The organism is Streptomyces sp. HD, from assembly GCF_028369295.1.
Classification (GTDB): domain Bacteria; phylum Actinomycetota; class Actinomycetes; order Streptomycetales; family Streptomycetaceae; genus Streptomyces.
Window position 1 is genome coordinate 1 of the sequence record NZ_JAQMYP010000103.1, and the last position, 15,307, is coordinate 15,307.

Below are 15,307 nucleotides of genomic sequence, written 5' to 3' on the forward strand. Positions count from 1 at the left end.
GACGCGGCTCTCCTCGGCGGCCGTGAGGTTCGTGATCCAGCCGTGGCGCTTCTTGGTACCCCCCATGTTGTAGCTGGTCGACGCCAGTTTCTGGTACGCGGCGGGATTGGACGGGTCGGTCGTCAGGACCGGCATGTAGCCGCCGCTGGTGGCGTACTGGTCGAGGTAGAGGGCCCACTTGTTGGTGCCGTTGAACTTCATCCACATCGGGCCCTCGACCTGGGAGCCGGTCAGGCCGATGCCGGAGAGGTTGCCCAGGTTGGTCCAGGTCCCCAGGATGGAGTTGCTGCCCTCAAGGGTGATCTGCCCGTCGCCGGAGGCTCGCACGTAGCGGTAGTTACCCACTCCGGAGGGCACCTCGATGATCTGGGTGTCGATGATTTCCTGGGTGCCGGGGCGTTCGATGTAGATCTGCGGGGTGGTGATGGTGCGGAAGTCCTTGGTGCGGGCGTAGAAGATGCGGTGCTTCGTCTTGCCGTCGAGAGGCACGTTCGTCGCCCAGTACAGGACGTAGTCGTTGGTCTCGGGGTCCCAGATCGCCTCGGGCGCCCAGGCGTTGCGTCCGTCGGGGATCGCGCCGGCGACGTTGAGAAGCCACGGCTGCGACCAGGTGACCAGGTCCGTGGACTCCCACACCACCAGGTTGCGGCTGCCGTTGTTGATGGACGAGTCCCATGTCTGGCCGCAGCTGATGCACAGATCGGTCGCGATGATCCAGTACTTGCTGCCGTCGGGCGATCTCACGAAGGCGGGGTCGCGCACCCCCTTCGTACCGACCGTGGAGCGCAGGACCATGCCGCCGCCGTTGAGGTCGTTCCAGTGCAGACCGTCGGTGCTGTGCGAGAGGTACATCTGCTGGTTGGTCGCCCCCTCACCGGTGAAGTGCACCATCAGGTAGCCGGGGTCGGCGGCGGCCGCCCGGTCCGGTGTGGTCAGGACTTGGCCTGTGAGGAGCAGGCAGGCGGCGACCAGTATCGCCGCCAGCCGGGAGACAAGCGTGCGCATGTACATCTCCTGTCGTTCTGCAGATGCCACAACCGGGCGAATGAAGGAGGCCGACCGGAACCGGGCGTTGGCGTCCGCCGGGTCTGGGTGCGGTCTCCGCCGTGTGTGGCGTGTTGGCCGATCCGAGCGCGGGTGGGCGCCTTCGGGGTTCGGCTGCAGCGAACCCGGGGGGACGCCTCGGAGGTCAACGCGCTGTCCAGCCAGCCGAGTTGTGCGATATATCGAACTGCGTTCGCAAGATCGAGCAGAGAGTAAGGGGGGAAACAGGGTGCGTCAACACATCCGACATGCTCGGGATACTTGTGTGACAAGTGTTGACGGGGGCAGATGCAGACCCTACCTTCTGGTCGAGCTTACGAACGATGTTCGATATACCGGCAAGGTGTGAACAGGCGGTATCGCCGCACCACCAGCACCAGCACCAGCACCAGCACCAGCACCAGCACCAGAGGAGTACTCCGTGAGACCTGCGCTCACCCGTCGAACGGTCCTCGGCATGATCGCCGGCTCGGCCGCAGCCACCGTCACCGGTGTCTCGGCCGGTACCGCCCACGCCGCCGTGCCCGCCTCCCCCGGTGTGACGTATACGAACACCATCGCCGAGCAGCGGGCCGACCCGCACATCTTCAAGCACACGGACGGCTTCTACTACTTCACCGCCACGGTTCCGGCGTACGACCGGATCGTGCTGCGCCGGGCCACCACGATCCAGGGGCTCACGTCGGCCGCCGAGACGACCATCTGGACGAAGCACTCCACGGGTGAGATGGGCGCCCACATCTGGGCTCCGGAGATCCACTTCATCGACGGCAAGTGGTACATCTACTTCGCCGCCGGCGCCGCCAACGACATCTGGAGGATCCGGCCCTACGTCCTGGAGTGCACGGCCGCGAACCCGATCACGGGCACCTGGACGGAGAAGGGCCGTATCGCCCTGCCGCTGGACACCTTCTCCCTGGACGCGACGACCTTCGCCGTCAACGGCACCCGCTATCTCGCCTGGGCGCAGAACGACCCTGCCGTCGGCCGCGGCACCAACATCTACATCGCACAGATGTCCAGCCCATGGACCATCACCGGCACCCCGGTCATGATCAGCCGGCCGACCGCCGCGTGGGAGACCGCCGGAGGGGAGACGGTCAACGAGGGCCCGGCCGTGATCCAGCGGAACGGCAAGGTCTTCATGACCTTCTCGGCCAGCGCCACCGACGCCAACTACTGCATGGGCATGCTGACCGCGTCCGCCTCGGCCAACCTGCTTAGCGCCTCGTCGTGGACCAAGAGCACCGGCCCGGTCTTCGCCAGCTTCGCCGCCACCAGCCAGTACGGCCCCGGGCACAACCAGTTCACGGTCTCCGAGGACGGCAAGTCGGACATCCTCGTCTACCACGACCGCAGCTACAAGGACATCAGCGGCTCCCCGCTCAACGACCCCAACCGCCGCACCCGCGTCCAGAAGATCTACTGGAAGGCCGACGGCACCCCCGACTTCGGCATCCCGGTCGCCGACGGTCTGACCCCGATACGGCTCTCCTCGTACAACTTCCCCGACCGGTTCATCCGGCACTGGGAGTACCGCGCCAAGATCGAGCCGAACGTCTCCCCGCTGGCCGACTCGCAGTTCCGGGTCGTCACCGGTCTCGCCGGCACGGGCACCGTCTCCCTGGAGTCGGCCAACTTCCCCGGCTACCACCTGCGCCACAAGAACAACGAGGTGTGGGTGGAGAAGAACGACGGGACGGCGCAGTTCGCGTCCGACGCCTCCTTCACCGCCCGGGTCGGCCTCGCGGACTCCGCCGGAGTCTCGTACGAGTCGTACAACCTCCCGGGCCGCTACATCCGCCACTACGACTACCTGCTGTACGTCCAGGCTCTCAGTACGACGACCGACCGGGCAGATGCCACCTTCTACACCCAGTGAGCCGGCAGCGCCCGCCCGTCACTTCCGCTCTGTCGTCCGGACGGAGAGGGGCTCGGCCGAGCGCAGGTGTTCCCTCAGCCACTGCTCGGTGTTGCTCACGTGCAGCAGTGCGGCGGCCTGGCTGAGGGCGGCGTCGCGGGTGGACAGCGCGTTGAAGATCGCCTCGTGCTCGGCGAGGGTGCGGCCCGCGGCCTTGTCGTCGACCAGACCACGCCAGACACGGGCGCGCAGTGTGCGGCCGGAGATCCCTTCCAGGAGGGTGAGGAGGGTCTCGTTGCCCGTGGCCGAGACGACGGCCCGGTGGAAGGCCACGTCGTGGGCGTTGAGCTGTTCGACGTCGTCGCGGGCCTCGCGCATGGCGTCCAAGTGCCGCTTCACTTCGGCCAGTTGGGCGTCGGAGATCCGGGTGGCGGCGAGGGCCGTGGCCATCGGTTCGAGGAGCCGCCGTACCTCCATGAGGTCCTGCAGGGCGACCGAGTCGCCCTGCAGCAGCTCCACCGCGCCGCCGAGCCCCTCCAGGAGAAGGCTCGGCTGGAGGCTGGTCACATACGTGCCGTCGCCGCGCCGGACCTCCAGGACCCGTGCGACGGCCAGTGCCTTGACGGCCTCCCGGGCGAGGTTGCGGGACAGCCCCAGCTGGGCGGCCAGGTCCGGCTCCGGCGGCAGCTTCGAGCCCGGCGGCAGCGCGCCGGTCCGGATCAGCTCACGGATCCGCTCGATGGCCTTGTCCGTCAGAGACACCGCGCATCCCTCCCCCCACCGTGCCCCGCCAGCACGTCCGACCTGATCAACCCCTGAGTGCGAAGATCGTCCCAGAGGCCGTCGGGGACGTGCTGATCATGGAGTTCCACGTTTCGTACGACCTGTTCCGCAGTCCGCATGCCGAGGGTGACGTTGATGATACTGGGATGCGTGCGGGGGAAGGCGATCGCGGCGGCGGGCAGGGTGGTCCCGTGCGCCGTGCAGACCTCGGCGATCGCCCGAGCGCGGTCGACCAGGGCCGGCGGGGCGTCCTGGTAGTCGTACTTCATGCCCTCGGCGGGCCGGTCCTGGGACAGCAGTCCCGAGTTGAAGACACCCACCGCCACCACGCTCTTGCCCAGTTCCCGCGCGGTGGGCAGGACGTCGTCCAGCGCCGACTGGTCCAGGAGTGTGTAGCGTCCGGCCAGCATCACCACGTCGGCCGCGGTCTCGCGCAGGAAACGTGCGAGCATCGCCGACTGGTTCATGCCGGCGCCGATCGCGCCGATCACACCCTGGTCGCGCAGCTCGGCGAGGGTGGGCATGGCCACCTCGGCGGCCTGCCGCCAGTGGTCGTCCGGATCGTGCAGGTAGACGATGTCGAGGCGGTCCAGGCCGGTGCGCTCCAGGGTGTCCTCGATGGAGCGGAGCACGCCGTCCCGGCTGAAGTCCCACTGCCGGCGCAGGTCGTCCCGGACGACGAAGCCCTCGGGGTCGACGCCGCGCGGCTCCCTGTTGGGGACGAGCAGCCTGCCCACCTTGGAGGAGATGACGTACTCGTCACGCGGGCGGCCTCGCAGGGCGGCGCCCAGGCGGCGCTCGGAGAGGCCGAGGCCGTAGTGCGGTGCGGTGTCGAAGTACCGCAGGCCGGCCTCCCAGGCCGCGTCCACGGCGGCCGTCGCGTCGTCGACCGGGGTGACGCGGTAGAGGTTGCCTATCACGGACGCCCCAAAGCCGAGTTCGGTGAGGGAGACGGACGTGTTCTGGATCTTCCGCTGGTGCAAGAGGTGCTCCTGGGGTACGGGCGATGGGGGCGCCGGTCAGCGTCTGACGTGGGCCGACCCGCCCGCGATGAGGGCCTCTACCTCGGCGAGCGAGGCCATGGAGACGTCTCCGGGTGTGGTCATGGTGAGCGCGCCGTGGGCGGTGCCGTAGGCCAGGGCGCGCTCAAGGCCGGCGCCGCCCAGCAGTCCGTGGATCAGTCCCGCGGCGAATCCGTCGCCGGAGCCGATGCGGTCCAGGACCTGAAGGCCGGGCATCCGCGGGCCGGTGACGAAGCCGGTTTCGGCGGACCAGGCGGCCGAGGACCAGTCGTTGACGCCGGCCGACGGTACGTCGCGCAGGGTCGTCGCCAGGACTTTCGCCTCGGGCAGCAGGCCGGCCACCTCGGCGAGCACGTCCGCCACCTCGTCGTCCCCGATGCGTGTCTGTCCCGGGTACGTCCCGGCCAGGCCGAGGGCGCCCACCACGACGTCGGCGTGCCGGGCGAGACGTATGTCGACTTCGCGGGCCGCCTCGGCGCCGCCCCTACCGGCCCAGAGGCTGGGGCGGTAGTTGGGGTCGTAGGAGACGGTGATGCCGTGGTGGCGGGCGGCGGCCATGGCCTCGTCCGCGACGTCCGCCGTGGTGTCGGACAGGCCGGCGAAGATGCCGCCGGTGTGGAACCAGCGCACCCCGGCCGAGAACACGGCGTCCCAGTCGACGTCGCCTTTGCGTAGCTGGGACACGGCGGTGTTGGCGCGGTCGCTGACGCCGAGTGCGCCGCGGATGCCGTAGCCGCGCTCGACGAAGTTGAGGCCGTTGCGGGCGGTGCGGCCGATGCCGTCGTCGGGCACCCAGCGGATCAGGGAGGTGTCGACGCCTCCCTGGAGGATCAGGTCCTCGACCAGCCGGCCCACCGCGTTGTCGACGAGCGCGGTCACGACGGCAGTGCGCAGCCCGAAACAGCGGCGCAGTCCGCGGACGACGTTGTACTCGCCGCCGCCTTCCCACACCTGGAAGGAGCGGGCGGTGCGGATCCGCCCCTCCCCCGGGTCGAAACGCAGCATCACCTCACCGAGGGCCACCACGTCGATCACGTCACGCTCCTCTCCACCGCCTCCGCGGTCAGCCGACGGATCTCCTCGTAGGCACCCCGCCGGAGGTGGTCGGCGGTCGCCATCCAGCTGCCGCCGACGGCGAGGACCGCCGGGTCGGCGAGGTAGGCGGCCAGGCGTGAGGCGTCGATCCCGCCGGTCGGTACGAAGCGCGTCCGGGGGAAGGGTGCCGCGAGCGCGCGCAGCGTCCGCAGGCCGCCGAGCGGTTCGGCGGGGAAGAGTTTGACGGTGTCGAGGCCGGCCTTCAGGGCGCGCATCAGCTCGGTGGCGGTGGCGATGCCGGGCACCACGGGCACACCCAGCTCCCGGCACTTCGCGACGACCTCCTCGTCGAAGCCGGGCGAGACCACGAAGCGGGCCCCGGCCGCCACGGCCCGCTCCGCCTGCCGGGGCGTGACGACCGTGCCGGCGCCGACGGACAGGCCACCATGGGCGGCCATCTCCTTGAGCACCGGCTCGGCGTCCGGTGTGCGGAAGGTGACCTCGGCGCACCGGGCGCCGCCCGCCGCGAGCGCGTCGGCCAGTGGGCCGGCGGTCGAGACGTGCCGCACGGTCAGCACCGGCAGCACGCGGGCGCCGTCCAGCACGGAGGCCAGGTCGGTCCTTGTCATCGGCCGAGCCATCCGCCGTCGACGGGCAGGACGACACCGTGGACGTAGGCGGCGGCGTCGGAGGCGAGGAACACCGTGGCGCCCGCCAGGTCCTCGGCATCCCCCCAGCGGGCGGCCGGAATACGGTCCAGGATCGCCTTGCTGCGCACCGGGTCGTCCCGCAGTGCCTGGGTGTTGTCGGTGGCGATGTAGCCGGGTGCGAGGGCGTTGACGTTGACGCCGTGCGGCGCCCATTCGTTGGCCAACGCCTTCGTGAGCCCGGCGATGCCGTGCTTGGCGGCGGTGTAGCCGGGGACGGTGATGCCGCCCTGGAAGCTGAGCAGCGACGCCGTGAAGATGACCTTCCCCTGACCGCGCGCCACCATCGACGCGCCCACCGCACGGGTCAGCGCGAACTGTGCGTTGAGGTTGACCTGGAGGACCAACTCCCAGTCCGCATCGGAGTGTTCGGCGGCCGGAGTGCGGCGGATCGTGCCCGCGTTGTTGACCAAGATGTCCACCGGCCGCTCGCGTCCTGCGAGGTCCGCGCCGAGGGCCCGGACGGCCTCGGGATCGGCGAAGTCGGTCCGGATCGCCTCGAAGGTGCGGCCCGCGGCGAGGACGTCCTTCTCCACCGCGCTGCCGGACTCCTCCAGCGACGCGCTGACGCCGATGACATCCGCGCCGGCCTCGGCGAGCGCGCGGGCCATGGCCCGTCCGATGCCGCGCCGGGCTCCGGTGACGACGGCGAGCTTTCCAGTGAGGTCGAAGGCGTTCATACGGCGGCTCCCTCGGCGTCGTCGGTGCCATCGCTGTCGTCGGTGCAGTCGACGAGGATCTTCATCACGTCGCCGCCGCCCTCCAGCGCCTCGAAGGCGGCGGGTGCCTGCGTGAGCGGTACGACCTTGCTGATCAGCCGCTCGGCCGGGATGGTGCCGTCCGCGACCAGGGTCACCGCCTTCTCGAAGTCGGATCGGTCGTACAACCGGGCGCCGACGAGGGTGAGTTCGCGCCAGAAGAAGCGGTGCAGGTTGACCTCGCGGGGGCGGGGGTGGATGGCGACGAGGCACAGACGGCCGCGCACTCCCAGCACGTCGACCGCCGTGTCCACGCCGCCCGCCGCGCCGGACACCTCGAAGGCGATGTCCGCGCCCGCGTCCCCGGTCCACCGCCCCACCAGCGCAGGCACGTCCTCGTCGGCCGGGTTCCACGTCGCCAGCCCCAACTCCTCGGCGAGCAGCCGACGATGGGGGTTCAGCTCGGCCACCCGGACGTCGGCGCCCGCGGCTCGCGCCACCAGCGCGATGAGGATGCCGACGGGGCCGCCGCCGACCACGACCACCTTCTCGCCCTCGGCGACCCCGGCCCGGCCGACGTCGTGCACGGCGACCGCGGTCGGCTCGACGAGCGCGGCACGGTCCAGGGGAAGGGAGTCGGGCAGCCGGATGAGCGTCGAGGCGGGCACGACCCAGCGCTGCTGCATCGCGCCCGGGGAGTCGATGCCGATGAAGTCCAGGTGCTGGCATACGTGTTGATGCCCGGAGCGGCAGGCCGGGCAGGTGTCGTCCCAGCGCAGCGGCATCACGGTCACCGCGTCGCCGGGCTGCCAGCCCTCCACTCCGGGACCGACGCGCACGACACGGCCGGACATCTCATGCCCCAGGACGGCGGGCGCGGCCACCCTGGCGTCCATGTCGCCGTGGAAGATGTGCAGGTCGGTGCCGCAGATGCCGACATAGGCGGGGGCCAGCTCCACCTCGCCGGGACCCGGTGGCGCGCTGAGTGCGGGGGCCGTGTCCAGGGTGCGGGCGGAGGTGTAACGGACGGCGAGTGTCATCGTGTCGTCAGGGTCCCTTCAGCGCGGACGCCGATGGTCAGCAGCAGGTTGGCGTACGTACGGGTGTCGGCGGTGACGATCGCCAGCGCCAGGTCGGGCGAGCGGGCGGCGTCGTAGAACTCGAAGCGGCCGAGCGTGTCGACCGGGGCGGGCGCCAGCATCGCGCGGTACTCGGCGATGGCGGGCGGCTCCGGCTCGCCCTCGGGCGGCACCATGACGTGGGCCGCCTCGACGGGCAGGGCACGCAGCAGGACGTCGAGCACGGTGGTGACGTCCAGCAGGCCGGGCGCCAGGTTGAGGTGGACGGTGCGGGCGCGCTCGCCGGTGGCGGTGCTCGCCGGGTAGTGGCCGTCGGCGAGCAGTACGCGGGCGCCGTGGCCGGCTCCTGCCAGGGATTCGAGGATGCCGGGATGGAGCAGTTCGGTCAGAAGCACGGCGTACCTTCCTTCGTCGGAGTGGGAGCAGGGGTCAGGTGGTAGAAGGCGGTCGCGGTGCCGGCGAGCAGCGCGTGGATCTCGGTCGCGGAGCAGCCGTCCAGGAGTTCCTCGACGGTGGCGGCCCAGCGGTTCCAGCCGCCGGCGAGGACGCAGACGGGCCAGTCGGAGCCGAACATCAGGCGGTCGGGACCGAAGGCGGAGAGCAGGACGTCCCACACCGGGCGGATGTCGTCGACCGTCCACTTCTCGTGGTCGGCCTCGGTGACCAGACCCGACACCTTGCAGTGGACCTGGGGATGCCGGGCCAGCATCCGCAACTGCCGTTCCCAGTCGGTCAGTTCCCGCCGCACGATGGGGGGCTTGCCGGCATGGTCCAGGACGAGGGGCAGCTCCGGCAGCCGTTCGGCGAGGCGGATCGCCTGCGGGAGCTGGTGGCTGCGGACCAGCACGTCGTATCCGAGCCCGCGCTCCCCCACCGCTCGCAATCCCCGCTCGACGTCCGGCTGTTGGAGCCACTGCGGATCGGGCTCGCCCTGCACGACGTGCCGTACGGCCCGCAGGTACCGGCCCGCGGGCCCGGTCCGCAGGTCGTCGAGTACGTCGCCGATCGCGGAGGACGTCAGATCCGCCCAGCCGACGACGGCGCCGATCAGCGGGTCGCTGCCGGCCAGGGCCAGGAGGTCCCGGGTCTCGGGCACGGAGGCGATGCACTGGACAACCACCGTGCTGGTCAGCCGCCGTCCCGCGATCTGTCGGGTCGCCGCCGATCGCAGGGCGTGCGTGCCGAAGCTGCGGCGGATCGGCTCGTGGCCCGGTTCGTCCAGCCAGGGCTGTGGCCGGACGTCCAGGTTCCACACGTGATGGTGGGCGTCGACGAGGGCCTGGGCCTCAGACACGAGCGGTCCAGACGGGGCCGTCGGGGTAGGCGTACTCCTTGAGGGACTCGGTGTGCATCTGCGCGCTCAGTCCGGGCAGCGCCGGCGCCTGGTAGTGGCCGTCGGTGATGCGCACCGGGTCGACGAAGTGCTCGTGCAGGTGGTCGACGTACTCGATGACGCGGTCCTCGGTCGTCGTGGAGACGGCGACGTAGTCGAACATCGACAGGTGCTGCACCATCTCGCACAGACCGACGCCGCCCGCGTGCGGGCAGACCGGCACGCCGAACTTCGCGGCGAGCAGCAGGATCGCGATGTTCTCGTTGACGCCGCCGACCCGCGCGGAGTCGATCTGCACGATGTCCACCGCGCCCGCCTGCAGCAGCTGCTTGAAGACGACCCGGTTGGCGACGTGCTCGCCGGTGGCCACCTTGATGGGGCTGACGGCCTTGCGCACGGCGGCGTGGCCGAGGATGTCGTCGGGTGAGGTGGGCTCCTCGATCCAGTACGGCTGGTAAGGGGCCAGTGCGCTCATCCAGTCGATCGCGGCCTGGACGTCCCATCTCTGGTTGGCGTCCACGGCGATGCGGATGCCGTCGCCGACGGTCTCGCGGGCGGTGCGCATGCGCCGTACGTCGTCCTCCAGGTCGGCGCCGACCTTCAGCTTGATCTGGGTGAAGCCGTCCCCGACCGCCTCTCGGGACAGGCGGGCGAGCTTCTCGTCGGAGTAACCGAGCCAGCCGGGGGTGGTGGTGTAGGCGGGGTAACCACTCTCCAGCAGGCGGGAGATGCGCTCCTCACGGCCGGGCTCGGCGCGGCGCAGGATCTGAAGGGCCTCCTCGGGGGTGAGGGCGTCGGACAGCCAGCGGAAGTCGACCTGGGCGACCAGGTCCTCCGGCGACATCTCGCCGAGGAAGCGCCACACGGGCTTGCCCGCACGCTTGGCCGCCAGGTCCCATGCGGCGTTGACGACCGCACCCGTGGCCATGTGGATGGCGCCCTTCTCCGGTCCGAGCCAGCGCAGTTGCGGGTCGTGGACGAGGGAGCGGGAGAACGCGCCGAGGTCGGCGCAGACTTCGTCGACCGCGAGGCCCACCACGTGCGGGGCGAGGGCCGCGATGGCGGCGGCCTGTACGTCGTTGCCGCGTCCGGTGGTGAAGGCGAGCGCGTGGCCCTCCAGTCCGTCGCCTGCGTCGGTGCGCAGGACCACGTAGGCGGCGGAGTAGTCGGGCTCGGGGTTCATGGCGTCCGAGCCGTCGAGGTGTTCGGAGGTGGGAAACCGCACGTCCAGGACGTCCAGGGCGGTGATGCGGGCGGATGAGGGCACGGTGGAGGACATGGCGGCAACTCCTGTGAGGGCGGGGGCGGTACGGCCCCTGGCGACGAGACGTGAACGCGGCGGGGGTCGGGCGGCCGGTGGGGCCGCCCGGTTCACTCCTGGACCTTGCCGCCCGTGATGCGGGAGATGGCGAGGGCGACCAGGATGATCAGGCCGTTGAGGGCGCCGATCCACTGGGCGGGCACGCCCGCGAGCGTGAGCACGTTCTGGATCATGAAGAGCAGCAGGATGCCGCAGAACGCGCCGAACATGGTGCCCTTGCCGCCGTTCAGGCTGATCCCGCCGATGACGGCTGCGGCGAAGACGGTGAAGATGTAGCCGTTGCCCTGCGCGGAGGCGACGGAGGCGAGGCGGCCGGAGAGCATCAGTCCGGCGAGGGCGGCGAGCACGCTGCCGGTGACGATGACGATCCACAGCACCCGGTCGGTGCGGATGCCGGCGGCCTTGGCGGCGTCGACGTTGCCGCCGATGGCGTACAGCGAGCGGCCGAAGCTGGTCCAGCCGAGCACGACGATGGCGACGGCGAACAGCACCAGGCAGATCCAGATCGAGGCCGGCATCCCGAACCATTCGGTGGTGCCCAGGTAGAGCATCGACTCCGGCAGCTGGAAGAACGTCTGGCCGCCGGAGATGCCGGTGAGGACACCGCGCAGCACGATCAGCATGCCGAGAGTGACGATGAAGCCGTTGAGGCCGAAGCGGATGATCAGCAGGGCGTTGATCACGCCGACCAGCGCGCCCACGGCGAGCGTGACGGGAATCGCCCAGGCGCCCGGCAGCAGTCCGAGTCCGTGGCCCGCGCCGGTCGGCACCACCAGCCAGGCCGCCACGCCGGGCGCGAGGCCCATGGTGGACTCCAGGGACAGGTCCATCTTCTTTACGATCAGGACCAGCGCCTGGGCGAGGACCAGCAGGGCCATCTCGGACATGGTCTGCAGGACGTTGATGAGGTTGTCCGCCTGCAGGAACACCGGGTTGACGATCTGTCCGACGATCGCGATGACGACGATGGCCGGGACGAGCGCGAGGTCGCGCAGCCGGGCCAGGGGGATGCGGCCGCCGAGCAGCGCGGTCCGCTTGGGCTGCGGCTCCGTGCCCTTGGCCGCGGCGGTGTCCGCGAGGACGGTTTCAGGCATCACTTCAGGCATGCAGGTCCACTCCTTCCATCGCGGCCACGAGGTCGTGGTCGTGCCAGCCGCGGGCGATCTCCGAGGTCACACGGCCCTGGAACATCACCAGGACCCGGTCGCACATGCGCAGGTCGTCGAGTTCGTCTGAGGCGATGAGCACTCCGGTGCCGTTCCGCGCGGTCTCCTCGACCTTGCCGAGGAGGAACTCCTTGGAGCGCACGTCCACGCCCGCGGTCGGGTTGATCAGGACCAGCAGCTTCGGGTCGTCGGCGAGCGCGCGGGCCATAACGACCTTCTGCTGGTTGCCGCCGGAGAGGGCGGAGACGGGCAGTTCGGGGCCGGGCGTCTTGATCGCGAGGTTCTCGATCAGGCCCCCGGCGAGCCGGTCACGGCGACCGCGGCTGAGGAATCCGTTGGAGCCGAGCCGCTTCGGTACGGACAGGGTGGTGTTGTCCGCGATCGACATGTCGGGAACGAAGCCCTGGTGGTGCCGGTCCTGGGGGACGAACCCGGCGCCGGCGGCGAGCGCCGCGGGCACGCTGCCCGGCCGGGGCCGTGTCCCGGCGATCTCCACGTCACCCGCCGCTGCCGCCCGCAGTCCTACGACGGTTTCGGCGACCTCGGTACGCCCGCTGCCGGCGGCTCCCGCGAGGCCGACGATCTCGCCGGCTCCGACCTGGAAGGTCACGTCGTCGTACTCGTCGCCCCGCAGCGCGCGGATGCTGAGTGCGGCCGTGGCGCTGTGGTCGACGGTGCTCGCCCGGTCCTCGCGCCGGTCGGCCGCCGCCTCACCGGTCATGGCGGCGACCAGGTCGGCGCGGCCCAGTTCCGCGACCGGCGCGGTCACGATGTGCCGGGCGTCGCGGAACACCGTCACCATGTCGCAGATCTCGTAGATCTCCTGGAGGTGGTGGCTGATGAACAGGAAGGTCACGCCTTGGCGTTGCAGGTCTCGGATGCGGTCGAAGAGGCGGTTGATGGCCGCCCCGTCGAGTTGGGCGGTCGGCTCGTCGAGGATGATGAACCGCGCCCCGAAGGACAGCGCGCGGGCGATCTCGACGAACTGCCGCTGTTCGACGCTCAGTTCACCGGCCGGGGTCTGCGGGTCGACGTCCACCGACCAGGTCGACAGCAGCTCCTGTGCGCGGCGACGGGTGGCCTGCCAGCTGATGAGCCGGCCCCGTCCGTGGTCGTGCCGGTTCAGGAAGAGGTTCTCGGCGACGGTCAGCGTGGGAATGATCGTCGACTTCTGGTAGACGCAGGCCACGCGCCGGCGCCAGGCGTCACGGTCGCTGAGCCGCGGGGCCCGCTCGCCGCCGAAGGTCACCGTTCCCTCGTCGGGGGCGTGGAGGCCGGTGAGGACCGACACCAGGGTCGACTTACCGGCGCCGTTGCGGCCGACGAGCGCGTGGGTCTCGCCGGGCCGGATGGCGATCCGTGCACCGTTCAGGGCCACCGTCGGACCGAATCGTTTGACTATGCCCGTCGCCTCGACGACGGGCGGGTCCGCCGGGGCCCGTCCGTCGTCCGCCGGGGCGGGCGCGGGGGTGACTGCTCGCTCCCCGTCGCTCATCTCAACCGCCTTGTTCTCGTGAGCCGTTGGACATCGGGAGAGGGTTCAGCCGAGGTTGTTGCCCCACAGGGACTTGTCGTCGCTCTTGACGCTGGGTACGCCGCCGTAGGTGCCGCCGTCGGCGGTGACGAGCGGGGCGGAGAGCTGGTCCTCAAGCAGGCCGTCGCGGACCTGGATGATGGTGCTGTCGTGGTCGGTCTTGCCTGGCTTGAACGTCTTTCCGTCGATCGCGGCCTTGAGGTAGTACAGGGCGTACTTGGCGTAGAGGTCGGCGGGCTGGGAGACGGTGGCGTCGATCTTCCCGGCGGCGATGTCCTTGAGCTCCTCGGGGATACCGTCGTTGGACACGACGAAGACGTGCTTGGCGTCCTTCGACCCCGCCAGCAGGCCCTTCTGCTTGAGGACCTGGAGCGTGCCGGACAGGGCGAAGCTGGACTGCATGTAGACGCCCTTGATGTCCGGGTGCTGGGTCAGCCGCGTCTGGAGCTTCTGCGCGGCGACGGCGCCGTCCCAGTTGGTGGCCTCGCCGAACACCTTGATGCCCGGGTAGTGCTTCTTCATGCAGTCGTTGAACGCCTCGGTGCGGTCACGGCCGTTGATGGAGTCCAGGCCGCCCTGGAGCATGACGACCTTGCCCTTGCCGCCGAGCTTGGTGCCCAGGTACTGGCAGGCCTTCTCGCCGTAGGCGCGGTTGTCGGCGCGGACGACCATGAACACCTTGCCCGTGTCGGGGCGGGTGTCGACGGTGACGACGGGGATTTTCTTCGCCTCCAACTGCGCGAGGGTCGGGGCGATGGCGGCGGTGTCCTGCGGGGCCATGGCCAGGCCCTTGACGCCCTGACTGATGAACGTCTGAGCGTTGGCGGTGAGCTTGGCGACGTCGTTCTGCGAGTTGGTGGTCTTCAGCTCCAGCCCCAGCTCCTTGGCGTACTGGGGCGTGTACTTGATGTAGGAGTTCCAGAAGTCGGTGTCGGAGCGCGGGTAGTCGACGCCGACCAGGGGCTTGCCGCTCGACGACGCCGAGGTGGCAGAGCCGCTGCCGCAGGCGCTGAGCAGCGCGAGTGCGGACAGGGTGGAGACGGCCGAACAGAGGGCGGTTCTGAGTCTCATCGGTGCTTCCTCGCGCCGGTCCCGTAGCGGGAGATGTTTCGCCTCGACGACATCTGCGTATCGCCGCGACTGCAGAGATGGGATGTTTATAGGCGCGTCACCGGCGCGCTGTCCAGCCTCCTGCTTCATCCATGCTGAAAAACCAGCTCACAGCCAATCCAGGATGGGGGCAGAACACCGCGAGAGCGCAAGATCCATCCCATCAATCATCACCGCTGGATGGTTTCAATCGGCCACGAGACCTCTACAGACATGCCATGTTTCGATGGTCTCAAATCGCACCAGAGCATGAACAAATGTAGTCAACTACCAAGCCGCAGAGTGCTTTTCATCCCTGCACGCCAGTTGACATCCCACGGAGACATGGCGGACCTTCATGCGTAACAAGCGGCGCCCTGCATTCCCCTGTCACCTCCTGCCTCAGGGATGTCTCCATGTCGAGTTCGATCAACAGACGCCACTTCCTGTCCGGCGCAACCTTCGTTGCCGCGGCCGCCGTTGCCGGAGGTCTCTTCGGCGCGAACGTCGCCCAGGCGGCGCCCAGCCCGTACACACCCGACTGGAACTCGGTCGACCAGCACCCGCCGGCCCCGGAGTGGTTCCAGGACGCGAAGTTCGGGATCTACTTCCACTGGGGCGTCTTCAGCGTCCCC

15 protein-coding genes are annotated in these 15,307 nt (G+C 69.9%); 2 read left to right on the plus strand and 13 right to left on the minus strand.

Annotated features, from left to right (window positions below):
• The coding region (locus tag POF73_RS44865) for a glycoside hydrolase family 43 protein (RefSeq protein WP_272125290.1) at window positions 1–1,005 on the minus strand (1,005 nt) is incomplete at its 3' end.
• Between the two features lie 496 nt (window positions 1,006–1,501).
• On the opposite strand from POF73_RS44865, the gene POF73_RS44870 reads away from it, so the two are divergent.
• On the plus strand, window positions 1,502–2,926 hold the full coding sequence (locus tag POF73_RS44870) for a family 43 glycosylhydrolase (protein WP_272125304.1): 1,425 nt from the start codon (window positions 1,502–1,504) through the stop codon (window positions 2,924–2,926).
• An 18-nt stretch (window positions 2,927–2,944) separates the two neighbouring features.
• On the opposite strand, the gene POF73_RS44875 is transcribed toward POF73_RS44870, so the two are convergent.
• From POF73_RS44875 to POF73_RS44930, 12 genes are all read right to left on the minus strand, one after another.
• Complete coding sequence (locus POF73_RS44875) at window positions 2,945–3,667, minus strand: FadR/GntR family transcriptional regulator (protein ID WP_272125291.1); 723 nt, start codon at window positions 3,665–3,667, stop codon at window positions 2,945–2,947.
• Window positions 3,658–4,671: an aldo/keto reductase gene (locus tag POF73_RS44880; RefSeq protein WP_272125292.1), complete on the minus strand. Its 1,014-nt coding sequence runs from the start codon at window positions 4,669–4,671 to the stop codon at window positions 3,658–3,660. Before POF73_RS44880 ends, POF73_RS44875 begins: the two co-directional genes overlap by 10 nt.
• Window positions 4,672–4,707: 36 nt before the next feature.
• Window positions 4,708–5,745 carry a sugar kinase gene (locus POF73_RS44885; protein ID WP_272125293.1) on the minus strand — a complete coding sequence of 346 codons (1,038 nt, stop codon included), beginning with the start codon at window positions 5,743–5,745 and terminating at the stop codon, window positions 4,708–4,710.
• Complete coding sequence (locus POF73_RS44890) at window positions 5,742–6,374, minus strand: bifunctional 4-hydroxy-2-oxoglutarate aldolase/2-dehydro-3-deoxy-phosphogluconate aldolase (RefSeq protein ID WP_272125294.1); 633 nt, start codon at window positions 6,372–6,374, stop codon at window positions 5,742–5,744. Before POF73_RS44890 ends, POF73_RS44885 begins: the two co-directional genes overlap by 4 nt.
• Window positions 6,371–7,132, minus strand: coding sequence for an SDR family NAD(P)-dependent oxidoreductase (locus POF73_RS44895; protein ID WP_272125295.1), 762 nt, complete (start codon window positions 7,130–7,132; stop codon window positions 6,371–6,373). The genes POF73_RS44890 and POF73_RS44895 overlap by 4 nt, the downstream gene beginning before the upstream one ends.
• Window positions 7,129–8,190, minus strand: a complete 1,062-nt coding sequence (locus tag POF73_RS44900; RefSeq protein WP_272125296.1) for a zinc-dependent alcohol dehydrogenase — start codon at window positions 8,188–8,190, stop codon at window positions 7,129–7,131. Before POF73_RS44900 ends, POF73_RS44895 begins: the two co-directional genes overlap by 4 nt.
• On the minus strand, window positions 8,187–8,624 hold the full coding sequence (locus POF73_RS44905) for an RbsD/FucU domain-containing protein (protein ID WP_272125297.1): 438 nt from the start codon (window positions 8,622–8,624) through the stop codon (window positions 8,187–8,189). The genes POF73_RS44900 and POF73_RS44905 overlap by 4 nt, the downstream gene beginning before the upstream one ends.
• A complete protein-coding gene (locus POF73_RS44910; RefSeq protein WP_272125298.1) occupies window positions 8,615–9,523 on the minus strand; it encodes an amidohydrolase family protein in 909 nt (302 codons plus the stop codon). Before POF73_RS44910 ends, POF73_RS44905 begins: the two co-directional genes overlap by 10 nt.
• Window positions 9,516–10,841, minus strand: coding sequence for an L-fuconate dehydratase (locus POF73_RS44915; protein WP_272125300.1), 1,326 nt, complete (start codon window positions 10,839–10,841; stop codon window positions 9,516–9,518). The genes POF73_RS44910 and POF73_RS44915 overlap by 8 nt, the downstream gene beginning before the upstream one ends.
• Before the next feature lie 92 nt (window positions 10,842–10,933).
• The gene (locus tag POF73_RS44920) at window positions 10,934–11,977 is read right to left on the minus strand and encodes an ABC transporter permease (protein ID WP_272125306.1); all 1,044 of its coding nucleotides are present in this window, start codon (window positions 11,975–11,977) and stop codon (window positions 10,934–10,936) included.
• Between the two features lie 4 nt (window positions 11,978–11,981).
• Entirely contained in the window at window positions 11,982–13,544 is a 1,563-nt protein-coding gene (locus POF73_RS44925; protein WP_272125301.1) for a sugar ABC transporter ATP-binding protein, read from the minus strand.
• 45 nt (window positions 13,545–13,589) lie between these two features.
• Window positions 13,590–14,654, minus strand: a complete 1,065-nt coding sequence (locus POF73_RS44930) for a sugar ABC transporter substrate-binding protein (protein WP_272125302.1) — start codon at window positions 14,652–14,654, stop codon at window positions 13,590–13,592.
• Window positions 14,655–15,088: 434 nt separating this feature from the next.
• Between POF73_RS44930 and POF73_RS44935 the strand changes: the two genes are divergently transcribed.
• The coding region (locus tag POF73_RS44935; protein WP_272125303.1) for an alpha-L-fucosidase at window positions 15,089–15,307 on the plus strand (219 nt) is incomplete at its 3' end.

Excerpts from the sequence above, each read along its gene's own strand:
- POF73_RS44870 (WP_272125304.1), top strand. The coding sequence starts at position 1,502 with ATGATCGCCGGCTCGGCCGCAGCCACCGTCACCGGTGTCTCGGCCGGT.
- POF73_RS44890 (WP_272125294.1), bottom strand. The coding sequence starts at position 6,374 with ATGACAAGGACCGACCTGGCCTCCGTGCTGGACGGCGCCCGCGTGCTG.
- POF73_RS44895 (WP_272125295.1), bottom strand. The coding sequence starts at position 7,132 with ATGAACGCCTTCGACCTCACTGGAAAGCTCGCCGTCGTCACCGGAGCC.
- POF73_RS44900 (WP_272125296.1), bottom strand. The coding sequence starts at position 8,190 with ATGACACTCGCCGTCCGTTACACCTCCGCCCGCACCCTGGACACGGCC.
- POF73_RS44915 (WP_272125300.1), bottom strand. The coding sequence starts at position 10,841 with ATGTCCTCCACCGTGCCCTCATCCGCCCGCATCACCGCCCTGGACGTC.
- POF73_RS44920 (WP_272125306.1), bottom strand. The coding sequence starts at position 11,977 with ATGCCTGAAACCGTCCTCGCGGACACCGCCGCGGCCAAGGGCACGGAG.
- POF73_RS44925 (WP_272125301.1), bottom strand. The coding sequence starts at position 13,544 with ATGAGCGACGGGGAGCGAGCAGTCACCCCCGCGCCCGCCCCGGCGGAC.
- POF73_RS44930 (WP_272125302.1), bottom strand. The coding sequence starts at position 14,654 with ATGAGACTCAGAACCGCCCTCTGTTCGGCCGTCTCCACCCTGTCCGCA.